Origin of the sequence: Moorena sp. SIO3I8 (assembly GCF_010692325.1) — a bacterium.
GTDB lineage: Bacteria > Cyanobacteriota > Cyanobacteriia > Cyanobacteriales > Coleofasciculaceae > Moorena.
This window is the reverse complement of sequence record NZ_JAAHHW010000007.1, coordinates 18,075-34,760: the sequence shown is the minus strand read 5'-3', so window position 1 is coordinate 34,760 and position 16,686 is coordinate 18,075. Positions and strand designations below refer to the sequence as shown.

The window sequence follows — 16,686 nt, the reverse complement described above, 5'->3', positions numbered from 1 at the left end:
TGTCGTGAGCTGATGACTACTGCGATTGTCTACAGTTGGTCAACGTCTACGTCTCTTACTATTTAAGCTGCCACCGGGCTTCATCTCGTCTTGGATTAACCGTCGGGTCATTGCCTCGTGCAATGCTTTGAATTGAGCGGTATCAACCTCGCTAGAGCTACCAGAGTTAACCGTTATGGGACTTGAGACATTGATGGTAGTTCCCCCAGTGGTTTTAATGCCAGCAATCGGCATTTTTCCTCCTACGATACCGCCTTTGCTGAAGTTAAGCACACGGTCTAACCCCAGTTGATAGAACTCTTTTGTAGCTTCGTTGGGCAAAATCAGCTCACCACGCTTAGCCACAATAACTTGAGCACCAGCCCCTTCTCGGGCGATCGCATGACGTAAGCTATTAGCTGGTCGTCCATGAATACCAACTATCCCACCTTCGGAAAACCCAAACAAAGTAGACAGAAACCCTCCTGTAGCACCAAATCCTCCAGTAGCCCCTATTCCTGCCCCTGGGATACCAAACAAGCTACCAAACAGCTCATTGGTTAGCCATTGGGCTGCTATATTTGCCAAATTAGAGATTATCCCATCAACTAACCCTTGAAATGCCTCACCAACAGACTTAGAGCCGCTAATTATGTCCGAGAAAAAGGTCTGAAATGTTCCTTGGGTGGAGGTCAAAATCTCAGTCAATGGGGAAAACTGATGGTGAATGTTTTCTAGGTTGATGGTATTTATTGATTGCAGATTCTCCCGAAGAGTAGCAGCAGTAGTAGCAGCCACTTGGTTTTGCTGGATGAAACGCTCTAATTCCAATGATTGCTGTTGGAAGGTGTTAGCCTGATTAGCGATCGCGATTTGTTTGTCAATACCTCTGGCCTGACGGTCTAATCCCAATGTGGAAAATAGTTGAGATCTCGACTGAAGCAGGTTAACTTCCGATGATGAAACCCGGTCAGCGATCGCTCGTTGCCGCTCCTCAACCGCTCGTTGTTGCTCTAACCTGATATTTTCAAGAGTAATGTTATTCAGCCGACGGTAGTTACTTTCTAGCTGAGATACTTGTTCTGCACTTATGCCAGCAGAAACACCTAATTCTTTAACATCAAGTAACTGCCTTCGTAATTGTAAGTTTGCATCCTTGGTTTGCTGCTCAAACCGTGCAGCTAATGGGTCAATTCCACCCCTTCCGTAGGTTGATTGAGTTATCAAGGCATCAGTAATCTCAGAGGTTAGCTCTGCCATTCGAGATACATTATCAAGGTCATATCGTTGAATAGCTATTTGCTGTTCAGCAAGGCCACGAGACTTGACTATGTTAGATAGCTGCTTTTGTAGCTCTAAGTTCCTTTGCAGAGCCTGTATTTCTTGGTTAGCGATCGCAGATGGCTTTTCCCCTATCCTTTCTTGATTCCTGATAGAGTAAATTTCCTCTTCAATTTGCAACTGTCTGGTTAGCCCATCAATGGTAGCTTGGAGTTCTACGGGATTCCCCAATGAAAAGTCCCCTGGCCTAACTGCTGTCTGTGTTCTAGCTAATTCCAGTTGAGACTGTAACTCCTGAATTTGCTTCTGCCTTAAGCTACGTTCAGCTAGTGCCTGCCGCTGCTGTTCCTCTAGTTCAAATGTTCGCTTAGCAAAAGCAATGGCATCCTCTCGACCTTTGGCTGCTTGAGCGATCGCAGCCTCGATGCTTGCCAATTCAGTCCTTGATTGAGATACTGCTTGACTAATTTGATTTCTGGTAGCCGTATCAAGCAATGAACTGTCTTCTCCCAGTGCAGTAATGCCCGATAAGATCCGGGCGTCTAGTTCCCGTTTCTGGTCTTCTAGATCCCTGATTAGGCTGTTGTACTGCTGAGTTAAAGAATTGAGTCGTTGCTGCTGTTCCTTTAATGGAGTGGATGGTGACCCTGTTTCAAGATTAGTGGTTGTGACTTGTTCAGTTAGGCTTGTAGTCCTTACCCCAGAAGCCCTAAGAGCTTCTTGCAGAGTCCTAAAGGCTCTCTCCCTTTGGGCTATGCCTTCAAGCCTGAACGTTTCAGCTTGAGCTTCAGCCTGCCGCAATGCTATTTCATTCTGTCTTTGGATATTTTGGCGTGACAGTTGCTGGCCTCGTACTAAATCAGCAGGTGTTGGTACTTGCTGGAAAATATTCCCTGGTAGTGGTCGTGAACTATTCCCTCTGGGCTGCCCTTGTTGATTATAGAATGCCTGCCGTTGTCTAAAAAACGGAATTGCACTGCTCCTTCTGCCCTGCCGAGTTCCCTGACCATATGGATTCCCCTCAAAGGATGCCCACTCCCTGCCTAGTTGAGTGAAAGCTGCTTCTATTTTCCCTGAGACTATTTCATCTAAAATCCCCCGACGGTCTAATAGGGCGATCGCCGCTAAATCCTGACTTTGGGGGCTAAAATCAGTCAGTCCTAGTTGTTGCTTTAAACCTGGTCTGCCGTTGCGACCAAACCAGGTAAAATCTAAGAATTGGTAACGACCGGCAGCTGATGATGTTAAACCGTTAGCCCTAATTCTTCGATTGGGGTGTTCCGCCAGGCTTGATATTGTCCCCCCGCCGAATATTGTGTTGTAATTAGCGCCCTCAGCCCGAGCGATGGTATCCAGTGCAGCTCTGACATTGGGATTGTTTAAATACTGGGCATATTGCTGAGCACCGGCAGGAATTGAACTTGTGCGTCTTACCTGACTCCTAATTGTAGCCTCGGGAACCGGAGGGGCATTGCTTGAACTTTGATTCTCATATTCCTCAAAGATCCCATCTCTCAAGTCTTGGATGTACCGTACAAACCTATCGTGCTCCAGTTCAATATGGGCATGGACTGGATACCCTCCAGCTCCTCCTTGGGTACCGATTGGTTGACCATATCGGACAAAATCCCCGGTTTGTACCGGGACGTTAACCATGTGCAAAGATTGCCCCAGCAGCCTGGTCATTTCCCTATCTTCATAAATCCTGACGGCATTTGTTTTATCATTCAACCGTTTGACAAACCCTGTGGCAAAAGCAGGTATTTGAACAGCTTGATTGCCTTTTTGAGTCAGTACAAAATCTTTTTTGATTAGAACTACGTTGTTAGCCAGTTTTCTGATTTCTTCGAGTTCACCATTTATCACCCGATAAGTTCGGCCAGGCTCTCTACCAGAAGAAGGATGGTGCTTTTCAATATCCTCGAATGTCTCAACATTCTGAATTCGACCACCTACAGACTCAACTATTCTGAATGGTCCCGTCTTTATGGCTGGTCTGTGTTGCTTTTGCCTTTGTTTCTGTGCTGTCCGTTGGTTACCAGAAAACTCTCCAGGGAGCTGGCGCTGAAGCTCTCCTGCTGCAAATCTGGAATCTTGGAGACGGAATCGGTTTGCTAGAAGTTTTTGCTGCGCATCTAAAGCAGTGGTTGATATATCAGCAGTCTTCTTGGCTGCATCTATCATGGATTCAACAAACTGTGAAATTATGTTATCACCAACCCCGAGCAGTGCAGTTTTCAGTTTGTTGGCTTCTGTTTGAAACTCAATTTGCGCGATCGCCCTGGTAGCTTCCAACTCAATTTCTTCTGCTTGTCGTTCAATTGACTTGTAATAATCAGCGATTTGTTTATTTAAAGCTACAATCGACTGTTGAGCTTCTGCTTGTCGATTTAATAACTCAACCTCCAAACCTGACGTCTCAAGCTCTATCTCTTTGATTCTTCGGTACTGACTAAAAACTTCTTTTTCTAGTACATTACCACGCTCTTCTGCTCTGGCTGCCAGATTAGCAAACTGTTCAATTCCTGTGGTATCTATGTCTATTTGCCAGGCTTTCAATATATCGTTAGAGCCAGCGATCGCAAGGGATTCTCTAAGTTCTATGACTGCTCGTTGATTTTCCTTAATGCGATCGCGCAACAATTCCTGTTCCTTGACCTGCCTAGCGGTATTGGCTTGTCCTGGAGTCAAAAACCCCCGAGATTCAAGTTGTGCGATCGCTGCCAATTCCCTCCTATTTCTTTGTTCTAGCAATGTGCCTTGATCTGCTAATTCTGCGTTGAGTAAGCTGAATCGACGATGCAAATTAGCTAAGCTGCTAACAGAATTCCGGATTTGAGAATTGAGGAACTTTTGAGCTTTTTCAGCTTCCAGTAAACTGCCTCTAAGTTCTTCAGTTATTCTCAAATAATTTTCTTGGGTTATTTCTCCTAAATTTGCTTTGCGATCGTATTCAGCCAGAGCATCCGTATAAAGCTTAATCTGAGCAGACAAGCTCGTCTGCAATTGAATTATTGGCTCTCCTAGTTTTTCTTTTTGTCTTTGTAGTTGAGCTTCTTGTATTCTCAACTCTTTTATCCCAATTGTGTCGTTAGGATCGATTGCAATCAGACCTCGCCTTTTAATTTGAATTTGCTCAATCTTCTTTTCTATCTCAGTAAAGTCTTTCAATAACCCCCTTGTTCCGTTGACAGTTCTCATGTCTAAAACACCTTGAACCAGCTCCCCACCAGATTGTTGTAAGCGTCGAGCAGCCATGAGGGAATCGTCTTGTTGTTTTTGGGCAAACGTTCTGAGGCCAAGCGATCGCTGAATAAATTGCTCTGCCCTCCTAACATTTTTCCTACCAAATATGGTACCTAGTAATGTTCCTTCAAGGGCACTTTCACCTTGAACATCCCTATCTGCTTTAGGCAGAGAAGATATGAAATCTTTATTACCTTCAGATGCTTTACTGAGAGCCTGCCTGTATTTTTCCAAGTTAGAGATACTTTGGGTCGCCCACTTAGACATTTCTCCCCCTGCATCCTTAAAAAGCTTTGGGATGGTAGTTATAACCATGTCAAAAGCTAGCTGGAAAAACAGGATTTCTTTGAACATTTTGATGAAAATTGGGGCTAGCTTGATCAGTGCAACTCCAGCGGCAGCAGCAGCAGAAGCCACCCCAGCGATCGCAGTCTGCAATATCGGAAAACGGGCAATCAGAGGAGCAAAAGCCACCCCCACGTTTTTTAATCGACCAATGAATTTAAGTATTGCTACCCCAGCGGCTCCTCCAATCCATTTCCCAAATAGTTCACCACCCTTAGCCGCAGCTTCAAGACCCGCAGACAAAGCATTAAGCCTAATCTTCTCAAGAGGCTTCATGGTGTTACCCACAGACAACTGAAGATTAATTAATGCATTGTTGTACCTATCCGTGGCTGCTGCCATGGTGTCAAGGGCATCACCCATTCTGGTTTGATTGACAGAGTCTAAGCCTTGCTGAAACCGTGGCAAGAAATCATCAATCAAAAGTGTCCCGGCTCTGGCCGCGCGCTCTAGTTCATGGGTAGTCATACCCACCGAAGTAGCCATAATCTCAAAGGTTCCAGGGGCGACGTTGTTTAACTGTCGGATTGTGTCAAGAGTAACGACAGTATCCCGAGTCAGACGGTCAAATGCAGCATATATCTGTTGTGTTTGAACTGGCGTTGACGAGTAAACTCGTGCAGTTTCTGCTGCTGTCCTGGCTAAGCGCTCGGCAAAAACAGGGTCAAATGTTCCTTGCAGATTACCAAATAGTTGTCTTGAGCCTTCCAAGCCCGTCGCTAGATCCACTCTGGCGGCAGTGATGGCTTTACTCATTCGGTCAAACGTTCTAGATGCTTTTTCCCCCTGGTTAACCGTCAAGACAAATTGTGATCTTAATGACTCAAATTGTTGAACAACCAAAGCTAATTGAGCAGACAACGCAGATAATCCCGCGATCGCTCCAATCATTGAAGCAAAAGCTAACCCCGCGATCGCAGTCCCCACTAAAGCTGAGTTGAGTAGCTTCAAACCACTGGCCGCTCTTGCCGCAACATCTCCAAAAATTGGTAAGCTAGCCCCCCTTTTCTGTATATTGTCAAGTCCTTTGCCGATAAGCTTTTCAAGATCTTTGAAGAACTCGGATATACCTTTGACTTGTACCCGCAAGAAAAGATCTAAAGGATACTGAATCCGCCGATCTACCTGGCCTATCAGTTTCAACCATTCTTTGGGGCTTTGGGGAAGATACCGCTTGGCCTGAGCCGCAATAGAGTTACGAAGCGATCGCATCCATTGGGGCATATCAGGTGGAAATCCAAACAGTGATGCAACATTCGATACTGATTGTGGGGTTAAAGGCTGATTACTTGATAGACGACCAAACAGACTAGCTGAACTTATTGTTTGCTTATAGCTGAAATTACCAGCATTAGGATTGGCAGGTGTGGCGGCAGCTGTCTGAACCTCCTGCCCCAATGCCCTAGCCCTTGATATAAAATCTCTGAGGTAATTTTCTGGTCTTATCCTAGAAAACCCTTTTAACCCCTGGTTAAATCCTGCAACGACCTGTGCCCCAATCGCAGCAAAAACCCGCGATGGAGACTGTATTCCTAATGCTTTTCTTGTCCCAATAATCAGGAATACGGCAAGGTCGTGGCCAGCTTGTTCTATTCTGTCTCTATCCCCCAGTCCCTGCTTGAAACCATCTAGGACATCCTTAGCCAGACTAGATGCTTTTTTTCTGACTTTGCTGTTTCTGACTATGTAACTGACAGCAGTACTAACCGCTTCTTGTCCCAAACCGGTTGCAATACCTGTACCGATTGCAGATGCCACGCCTCCACCTCTCGAACTCTTTTTGTCCGCGATCGCATCCTTGATATCTTCTAAGCAGTCAATTACCTTATTGAGTTCTCCGTTCCCTTTCGCACCCTGAGCACCAGCTTTTACCGTAACCGTGGATCCGCCCGATAGCCTATCTACCCTGTGCTGCAAGTTGTCAAGTTCTGTGGTATCTACCTTCACCTTGATCGGATTTCGTTCAAACCATCGGTTGGCTGCCACAATCTTTGCTTTTTCCTGACGAATAGCAACACTGATCTTGTTGAATTCGTTGAGATTGACCGATGGGGTGATCTTGACCTTCCCAAAAAAACTGTCTATTTCCTTGGCTGTACTGATTGCCTGCTGTTTAGCTTGCTTGAGTGCCCGGTCTAAGTCCGACGTGTCAGCTGCAAAATTTAGTACAAGCGTTCCTAAGTCCATTTGTTTGCGGTAGAGTGATAGGGAAGAAAATGCTCAAGCACATGATGCGTGTAGAGCGTGCTTGAGCCAAAAGTCACACAAAAGAGAGAAAAATTGAGAGAATTTTTCTCATCTTGTAATTCTAATCTTACATTTTCAGCTGTTTAGTTCAGACTTGATCGCAAAACTGATAATTTGCACGCCCACAATATACTCGTGAGCTGCCACAACTGGTATCCGGTTCCCTTCTTCGGTCGTAGTGGTTGCACCACCAAAGACCAAAGACTGCCTGTCATCATCCTCTGGCTTGGGAGCATCTGGAGCACCCCCTAGTATCCCGTTAAGTGCCATTGCTGCTCCAGTGATCGCTAAACCTACTCCACCAGTCAGTATCCCAATCCCCACCAGTGCAATCCCTGCAAAAACCCTGCCTATCCCCCCACTGCCAGCAACAACCGGGGAAATTACAACCTCAGCCCCTTCAACAGGAATGCAAGATAACCGACTGGCTTCAGGATCTACAGTAAATTCTGCCTGATTCCTCCTGATGGTTACTTGATATCGGCATGTGCTTTGTACAAGGTAATCTTTCAGTGATGGGAAATTAGCACACAGACACCTGACTACTTCTCCGAGTGTTGATACTTCAGCTTCAATAGTGGGAGTAAACTGCTTACCCAGTTCTCCCCACAACACAATGGTTGTTTTATTCATAAGTCAACTAATTGCTGATGTCTGAAAATTTTCGTCGTTCTTCGCTGCCACTCTTTACCATAAGTAGCGATCGCACTGGGATAATCAAAACCTAAGATGTGCAACATTTCCATTCGTTCAGCATTGGTTATCACCGCTATATGATTTGGCTGCTTACCTCCCCTGAGCGCTATTTGGATGACGTCATGCTTCTGGACACTGGTACCGCGAGGAATCTCACAAAAACCATGAGCGATCGCGTCCCATGGCACTAACCACTCAGGAACTGGAAATCCATCAAACTCGGGACGACGAAAGTCACCTATGTCTATGGCGAGAATTCCCTGAAAATAAGACTTGACCAATGCAAAGCAGTCAGAACGCCCCCACAAGAATCTCCAGCCAATGTAAGCATCTAACTTCTTGAAGTCCTTGTTATTTGTTAGCGGAAATGGATTGGGAGATATGGGGTCGTATAAATCCCATTCCTTAAACGAGGTGTGATACAGAACAAAAGGAATTTTTTCAGGTATAGATTTGCAAGATTCAATGTCATCTATTGAAAAATGTGAACTTTGATGATCATGGCAATGACTGTGATACACGGCATCTGGTATAGTCGTTAATTTGGAAATGTCTATCTGGTAGTGATTTGCTTTATCAGAATGAAGATTAGGCAGTTTGATGATTTTGCCATTTACTATCACTCCACAGACTTCTTCGTCCGGCTTTTCTTCTGCCGCGATCGCAATCTGTTTTTTTATATCTTCTGTCAACTGAAACGTCATTTCCTGATTCTCTTGATCTCATCATTTAATGATATAATTTATTGGGTGATAATTTGCAGTTATTAACTACTAGTATTAATAGTATTTTTGGGGATGCAATAAAATAAGCGATCGCGTTTACATACCAGAGTCGCGATCGCTGAAAACTCAATCAAAGGCTAATACCATAATTTAGTATTCGTCCAACAGGGCAGCTTTTTTGTTTTAACTTAAGATAGAGCATATTTTTAAAGCGGTTTATGAAAACTTATCCTTCAGCACCTGCAACTTTAATTGCTTCGTGGAATAATCAGCATTCTTTTACGGCAGACCCTATTTCAATAAGATTTGACGGTGGTCTAGAACAAAGAACTTCTGCGTTTGAAATAAATCTTAATAAAGACACATGGTCTCTGCTAGTTCACATAACCACATTTGCTGAGTATCAAGAATTAGATAAATTCATCAAAGACAGAGATGGTTTACCGTTTGTCTTTAGCTATGACGGAATCGTAAGCTCTCCCGAAGTTTACAGAATCAATAGTCATCAGTGGTCATGGACAGGATTCAAACTTTGGCAGTTAACAGTAGAATTGGAGAGGGTGCATCGACCAAATCTTTAAATGATTCCATTATTGTTGTACATTAAAAATTCTCCCGGTATTTGTACGGGAGATTTTATTTTCTGCTTGCGTTGCGATGATCATAGATTGAGCGATCACTTACAGGTTGCGATCGCTCAATCTATAGACCTATGATCGATTTATAGCTCGCACTTATCAGTGAGATTGGTATTGCCTTCTGAGGCAGATGTAACCGTAACTCAGCTCCCTTCGGCAAAGCCGACCCTTGGCCGTAGGCCACGCTACTGGAGGTGCGAACGAAAATACCGTACAACGGTCTTGAAAATTATTGTAAGTGTGGGGGAGAACGGTAGCCAGGTAAAACCTGCTCAAGGGCAAATAAACATCGAATCAGACAATTTTGAAAGGGAAGGGGGTAGCGCGTAACTGGGGGGTGGGATTCTTTTTGTTGGATTTCTGGGTAAGAAGCTCTAGTCTTGGTCTTCTTTTTCAACCAGCGCAGCGTGAAAGACAAGAGATTAGGGAGAAAGAGGTGGAAAGTTGTGTTCCTCTCTGGCTGCTCTTCTTTCAGAAAAGTTGGGTAGAAATTTCAAAACAATCGCAGTGAGCGCTCTGATATCATCTCACTAATACATTTAGTGTATTTCTTCTCTATATATAGGATTGTTTGCAAGATATAGCAAAATGGTTTGCAAGATACAGCAAACTGGTTGGCCAGATTCAGCAAACTAAACATGTTCAAACATGGGGGTTTTAGCAAACTGGTTGGTCAGATTCAGCAAACTGGACAGAGTTAAACATTATGTCTAGATATCCGAGGACAAGGATAGGGATTCGCCATAGCCGAGGCTAAGTGATTCTCCTACGGAGACGCTTCGCGAACGCTGCCTCGATGCCTAGCTATTTTGTCTACCTGATTGTTTGATTTCCTCCTTGCGTAGTTTTGGAATTACCTGGTTTGAACCTGCTACAAACACCAGACCATTGGACAGTATTGTGACAATACTGTTGTTTTTATACATGTAACAATGTTTTATTACCGCCAAGAGTAGTTACCGGAATTAGAATCCGGTTTTTAGGAACACCTGTGTTTGCTTTTTGCTAAAATTTTGTGGCTCTGAAATCCGCTACAAAGAGGATATAACAGAGTTAAACAATGTGTCCTGTTTGTAAATAAAAGCTGCCCCATTAGTTGTCAGGTTTTATTTATTGATGCCTGGGGGCAAAGCCACTATACCTGATGGCAGATGATTATTTTAGGTAATATTTACTGCTTCAGCGATCGCGTAGGGTGGCTTACTGTCAATCGCTGCACAATTATTGGGAAATAATCCGGAAAAATATTTATTTTTCTGTTGTAGTTAATATGTAAATTGTAAACTTAATTATACCAGATACACCAAAAAGATGCAAGACAATAGAAGAAAAAAAGCGCAGGAACATGCCACGAAAATAGTTCCTCCTTATCTGCCTATTGATCGAGAAAGTTACAGAAGGAAGCGTGTATGGATTTTCCCTGGGACACCTCGGGGAGCTATTTCTGCTACTTCGTTAATCTTCAACTCCTTCCTATGTGTGGTCATTCTTGTCGAAATGTCAAACCTATCATGGGCAAAAGAGTTGATGACTTCACTGACTATATTTTTCACAGCAGTGTTCATATTGGCTTCAATCTCTGGGAGAAAAGAGAACGAAGAAATTTGGGACACTTTAGCTATAATCAATGGCTTGTCTCTGATAGGAGCTTTTTATTACTGGGTTGTTTGGTGGGGAAACAATTAACTATGGATGTACGAAATAAATTCTTGATAAAAAACACTCTGGCCTGGCTATGTTGCCTATCCTCTATTAGCTTGGGAGCACTACCTTTCGTGCGCAGTTCAGACAAATTGCCTGGATATTTGAAATGGGCACCTATCCCGGCAACAGGATTTGCGATCGCGGCATGTTGGTTGGGTGCTCAGGCTGATAAATATGGTGACAGTCTAATGATGAAGGAAGTGGCTGACACATATTCAGAGCAGGTTGACTTCCTACTGGGTAAGATACCGGTATTGGAAAAGGAAACAACGGGCGATCGCGTTGCAGACATTATTCTTGACAAGTTGTCAGAGTTTGTGAAAGTACGGTACTTGTCTTGCCAGTTATCGAGTGCTTATACCCGGTATCGATTTGAACCGTTAGCTGGCCAGAAGGTTTCACTGGTTGAGAAATACTCACTGGATTTACAAGCTAAGTTGAAATGTCAGACTGCCCCGGTGATTTCCCTGGATACCACTATTAATATAGATGTCCCACGAAGCGATCGCATTTTTTATGACTACGACACGAACATGACCAGGCCAACCGGTAAAATGGTCGGCTTGATTGGTAGAGGTGTTGATGGATCCTGCATTGCTTGTGATTTTTCGCAAGCTACCACTTGTCACATGTTTGTTGGTGGTTGTACTGGCAGTGGTAAAACGGCATTCATTGTGTCGTTGGTACGTTCGTTGGTTGACTGGCATACTGCCAATCAGGTGAGGATTGCGGTAATTGACACAAAAGGGGTTGATTTTGGTTTTTTCAAAGATATCGAAGGGTATTCGTGGGCACCTTGCGCTAATAGCCTAGAGGATGCGATCGCTCTTTTGGAAAAAGTCTCATACGAGATGGACAGAAGAAAAGAGATCTTGTCCGATGCCGGATGTTCAGATATTGACGAATACAACGAAAAAACAGCGAATAATCAACTTTTTTACCTGTTTTTGATTGATGATGAGGTTACGGACTTGTCCGCTTCAGGGGACAAAAAGATCAAAGAAAAATCATGCTATCTTCTTTCTAAGATCGCCAGAGAAGGTAGAGCGTTTGGGATTCGACTGATAGTCGGAACGCAAAAACCCATGGCAAAACTTGTCCCCAGTGAGGTCAGAGATAATCTTGCTGTCAAGATTGCTTTTGCTACAACCACCAAGGCAGAGGGTAAGTTGATTACCGGTCAAATGACTCCGTCTCACTTATTGCTGGGCAAGGGGGATGGTTTTTTCACAGCTCCTGGCACAGGATTAATTCGATTTCAATCATTGTTGGTTCGCGATCGCGCGCAGATCGCAAAGGACAAGCCAAAGTTAACACCATTACCATTTCCAGACCCACGATTGCACCCTTTAAGCATTGAGCAGCAACAAATCGTAATAAATATCTGGAAGCAGACAAAGAGAAAGTGGAAGACTATCGAGATAGTCTGGGGCTACTCAAAAGCAGGCAGAAAGGGAAGTGCGTCTTATGAGGCAAGTATTATTTTTGATAACTTAATTAATGTCCATAAGACGACAGCTGTTGACAACCGCAAAAAAAATTCCTAGAATTCTAAGCAAGAAGAGCGGCAAAATAACAACAACCCCCGCTCTTCTTGACAAACCACCCCATTAATCAAGAGTGATTATGACTGAGAATTCTAACACAAGTTTACAATTACAGCCAGGCGATCGTGTTCAACGACCAAACAACGCTAAGCCAGAGTTGATCTATATATATGTAGGGGAACAGTCAGAGGTTCGTGATTGGCTGGAAAGTGAAGAAGTTCACTATCAAATATTAGATCTCTGCTATATACACGAGTGTCAAGAAGATAGTCTGATTCATTGGTTCGATACAACCGTTGGCATACATCCGTCTTTACATGTAGCGATGAAACGTGCTATGTTTCCTGAAAACAAAGAAAAAAGTTGCGATCTCCTGATGACAAGGGCGGAATTGCAGGACATTCTAGACAAAAAAAGAGCGGAGCTAGGCATGAACACTGTTACCGAATCTGCATCTACTAAATCTGCAAAGTATGACAATGTTTTGATACATACTGCTAGTGATGCTGCTAAAAGTCTAAGGAAAATGCTGTCAGCTGTGCCAATTAACAAGAAAGTTGGCGATCGCGTCTTTGTTATGGGAGATGAGTATTGTTCAGGATTAATATATGTTGTAGCTGGCGGTTTTGAGTCAGAATTGCGCAAGTGGTTCTCTTCTGAGGAAACAGGACAATTGTTTTCGGATTTAATCAATAAGACTGAGCTAAAATCTTCTCAGCTGTTTGATTCAACGAAAGACACTAAAGATAATGATAGCGATCGCCCTGAGTTGATGGGGCTTCACCCTGAGCTTTACGCTGACATGACCTTGGCCTTGGGGATAGAGCCGATTTTTAAACCAGGTGAATACTATTGCGACTTGAAAGATTGTCCCCATGAAGATGAACATCCATTAGATCCAAAAGATGAGGAATTAATGGATTGGCTAATAGATATAAAAAATGCACAAGAAAATGCAAAAGAATATGTCTTTTTGGAAGATACTCATGTTTCCAAAGAAGATTTGGATAAAATTGGGCAAGAACTAAGAGAAGAAAGCATTATATTGTCGCCTGTTAAGCCAGAGATCGAGTCAGAGGTCGAGCCAGAAGTGAAATATTATGAGATGAAGAGTATTTCACAGATGATTTCCCAAAAAGTTGGTAGGAAAGTTTCATCACAAGAAGCTAACTTACAGTTAAAAGCCCTGGGGTTCCAGGTCAAAAATCCCGAGACTAAGAAATGGGAAGTTACAAATAAAGGAGATAAATATTCTGCTCCTTATAAGAAGATTAAATGGAGCAAAAAGGTTGTTGAATTGATTTGCGATCGCATAATGTCTGTTGTCGAGGTCACGGTAAAAGAAATTGCTGTTAAAATATCTGAAAAATTACAAACGAAAGTCTTGGTCAAGGAAGTTAACCAGGTACTACAACAACTAGGATGGCAAGTTAAAGGAGAAAAAAAGGGTAGCTATTGGACTCTTACTGAAGAGGGCAAAAAAATAGGCCGATTCAAGAGCCGTAAAATATTCTGGAGTGATAAATTCTTAGATATAGTGCTAGATTATTTTCATCAAAATACCAAGCAAAAATTAGACAGCAATAGCGATAAAATATATATTGTTGAAGTGGCAAGTGCAGCAAGTACCAAACTCAATAAAAGACTGAGCGTTCGTCGTGTAAATGAAATCCTGGCAAGCATGAATTTGCAGTTGAAGCCGGGCAAAAATAAGCTCTGGAAATTGACAGAAAAAGGAAAGGCGATCGCGGCTATGGAAAAAAATCGTATAAAATGGGACAAATCGGTAATAGAAAGACTGTGTGAGGCGCTTAAGAATTCTGCATGAAATATGTCACTGGCAGTGGTGGTGGAGGCAAAGGCGGTAGGGGGTCTTCTGCCACTGTTGCAGAAATTTCTGGTTTTAGCACAGATCATGCTCAAGTGCTGATGGCAGTTTGCGAAGGTCCCGTGCAGGGAATCATCAACAACGCTCAAGGGGTTTTGCTAGATGACACTCCAGTGCAGAACGAAGACGGGACATTTAACTTTGACAATATGACTTATTCCTTTGTGCCGGGATTGTTGAACCAAAGCATCCCAGCTGGGTCGAATGAGGTAAGCAGCGAAACATCAGTCGAAGTGGATGTCTCTTCTTCTGCCAGCATAACCAGATCAATATTGAATGACCAAATTAATGCAATCAGGCTTAGATTAGCGTTTACACTTCAAGAGCAGGAAGACGATGGGGATGTACGGGAAGCGGAGGTAAGGATTCGTATATCGGTTAAGGAGGGAACTGGAGGGTTCAATGCTAGAGTAGACCAGGAAATATCTGGACGTTACCCTACTCCAACAGTATTCCAATGGATTCTGCCAGTAAATACTGTTGGGGGGACTATAGACAGCTTTAGTGTAAGAGTTGAAAAGCTGACCCAAGATTCCCAAAGCAATCAGCTTGTAAATACTGTGAGGTTCCTTTCTTATGCAGAAGTACTATGGGATGCATTTGAATATCCAAACACAGTCTTAATCTGGTTGCAGTTTCCCTCTAAGCTCTTTAGGTCTGTGCCATCTATAAAGATTAGGATAGCAGGATTGTTATACCCAATCCCCACTAATGCGACAGTGGATCCGGCAGATGGTGGTCTTGTTTATCAAGGCGGTTGGGATGGAACTTTTTACATGCCCACGATCGCACCCGCAGACCCATGTTGGCTACTTCACGAGCTAGTGATAAATGAGCGATGGGGGCTGGGCAGACAACTGAATGAATCAGACATAGACAAATGGTCTCTCTATTCTGCATCCGTTTACAACAATGAAAAAGTTCAGGATGGGTTTGGGGGAAGCGAAAGAAGGTACCTATTTAACGGAGTACTACAGGGCGATCAAGCAGCTTGGGATGTGATAACCGCTATATGCTCCAATTTTGATGCTAAGCCATTTTGGGGTGGTGAAACGATAAGTGTCTGGCAAGATAGACCCACGACAGAGCTATCAAAGATTATCACCAATGCCGATGTGGAGGAAGGTCGTTTTGTGTATGACTCTAGGCAGTGGAAGGGATTAGCTACAGTTGCTTTGGTTACCTGGAACAGTCCAGATGAGCAGTTCCAGAGGCAAATAGAAGTAGTAGAAGACCGTGAGGGAATTGAGCTGTATGGCAGAATAGACATTGAGTTTACAGCTTTTGGATGTACCAGCCGTGGGCAAGCGGTAAGAGCAGGTAGGCGGGTGCTGTTAAAAAGCAGGCTAGACCAAGAGCAAATTAGTTTCAAAGCAAGAGCGATCGCTGCCTTTTTCCAACCAGGGGACGTTATCTTGGTTCAGGATAATAGGCGATCGCAGGCAAGGAAAGGTGGAATAATAGCTAGCGCAACAACCACGACTATTACCGTTGATGCTCCCGTAGCACTCACTGGTACAGCGTTTAAAATATTTGTGACCATGCCAGACCTTACAGTCGAGGAAAGGGATTTAACCAATCCTCCTGGTAGTCACTCGGTCTTAACGTTATCTGCCCCACTCCCCGCTGCCCCTCTTGCACATGCCAACTGGATTATTCAAGACTTCGGCTCTAACATCCGTAAATACCGAGTCACTTCAGTCTCTCCTGACCGGAGTAATCCAGTAATGTATGAGGTGACAGGAGAGCTTTATTCGGCAGAAAAACATCCGCTGATTGAGAGTGGTTGGTCGTTGGATGAACTCCCTGTTGGTTCCCAACCTCCAACCATTGTTCCTGTTCCTAGAAACGTGACCGCGATCGCGGTATCAATTACTAGACCATCAAAGCGAATAAATGACATCCTTGTGTCTTGGGAAATACCATTTAACTCCGACGATACCCCAAATCTGTTCATAACTTCCTACCTTGTCGAAATCAAGAGACAAGGTGGCAACTGGTTCGGTAGGCAAACAGTAACTCAGACAACTACCAGATTTGAAGATGTTGGCAATGACTCGTTTATTGTGAGAGTGGCAGCTGTCACAGACTTCAACAACAGAGTCAGTCAGTATGTCGAAAGCAACACAGTAGTTACTTCTGGTAGTACAATTACACCTCCCGATGACCTACAGCAGCCAGATCAGACAAGTACTACTGCTCAAAACGTTGCCAACTTCACAACGTCTAAAAATAGTGGATTTGCTATTGATTTCTGAGATTCGGCAAAGCCATCATATCAATTCTATATTTCTTCTGAAAGTAAAATGAGTGCTTCCTTAGCATCATTACCCCCCACTAAGACGCACCATAAAACAACAAACCCCCTTTTATTTCTGATAGAAACGAGG

The 16,686-nt window shown here is 43.6% G+C and carries 8 protein-coding genes; 5 read left to right on the top strand and 3 right to left on the bottom strand.

Annotated elements, in window-relative coordinates:
• Positions 1–39: 39 nt before the first annotated feature.
• The 3 genes from F6K51_RS05045 to F6K51_RS05035 form a co-directional block, all read right to left on the bottom strand.
• A complete protein-coding gene (locus F6K51_RS05045) occupies positions 40–7,038 on the bottom strand; it encodes a hypothetical protein (protein ID WP_293018565.1) in 6,999 nt (2,332 codons plus the stop codon).
• Between the two features lie 135 nt (positions 7,039–7,173).
• Positions 7,174–7,731 (bottom strand): hypothetical protein, encoded by a 558-nt coding sequence (locus F6K51_RS05040; protein ID WP_293018564.1) that lies wholly within the window; start codon positions 7,729–7,731, stop codon positions 7,174–7,176.
• Positions 7,728–8,498 (bottom strand): hypothetical protein, encoded by a 771-nt coding sequence (locus F6K51_RS05035; protein ID WP_293018562.1) that lies wholly within the window; start codon positions 8,496–8,498, stop codon positions 7,728–7,730. Before F6K51_RS05035 ends, F6K51_RS05040 begins: the two co-directional genes overlap by 4 nt.
• A 239-nt stretch (positions 8,499–8,737) precedes the next feature.
• Here F6K51_RS05035 and F6K51_RS05030 point away from each other — a divergent pair, with 239 nt between their 5' ends.
• The 5 genes from F6K51_RS05030 (at position 8,738) to F6K51_RS05010 (ending at position 16,554) form a co-directional block, all read left to right on the top strand.
• Positions 8,738–9,100, top strand: a complete 363-nt coding sequence (locus tag F6K51_RS05030; protein WP_293018560.1) for a hypothetical protein — start codon at positions 8,738–8,740, stop codon at positions 9,098–9,100.
• Positions 9,101–9,259: 159 nt separating this feature from the next.
• Positions 9,260–9,487, top strand: a complete 228-nt coding sequence (locus tag F6K51_RS05025; protein ID WP_293018558.1) for a hypothetical protein — start codon at positions 9,260–9,262, stop codon at positions 9,485–9,487.
• 1,181 nt (positions 9,488–10,668) lie between these two features.
• Complete coding sequence (locus tag F6K51_RS05020) at positions 10,669–12,408, top strand: FtsK/SpoIIIE domain-containing protein (RefSeq protein WP_293018556.1); 1,740 nt, start codon at positions 10,669–10,671, stop codon at positions 12,406–12,408.
• A gap of 79 nt (positions 12,409–12,487) precedes the next feature.
• Positions 12,488–14,236: a hypothetical protein gene (locus F6K51_RS05015; RefSeq protein ID WP_293018555.1), complete on the top strand. Its 1,749-nt coding sequence runs from the start codon at positions 12,488–12,490 to the stop codon at positions 14,234–14,236.
• Positions 14,233–16,554, top strand: a complete 2,322-nt coding sequence (locus F6K51_RS05010) for a phage tail protein (protein ID WP_293018554.1) — start codon at positions 14,233–14,235, stop codon at positions 16,552–16,554. Before F6K51_RS05015 ends, F6K51_RS05010 begins: the two co-directional genes overlap by 4 nt.
• Positions 16,555–16,686: the final 132 nt, after the last annotated feature.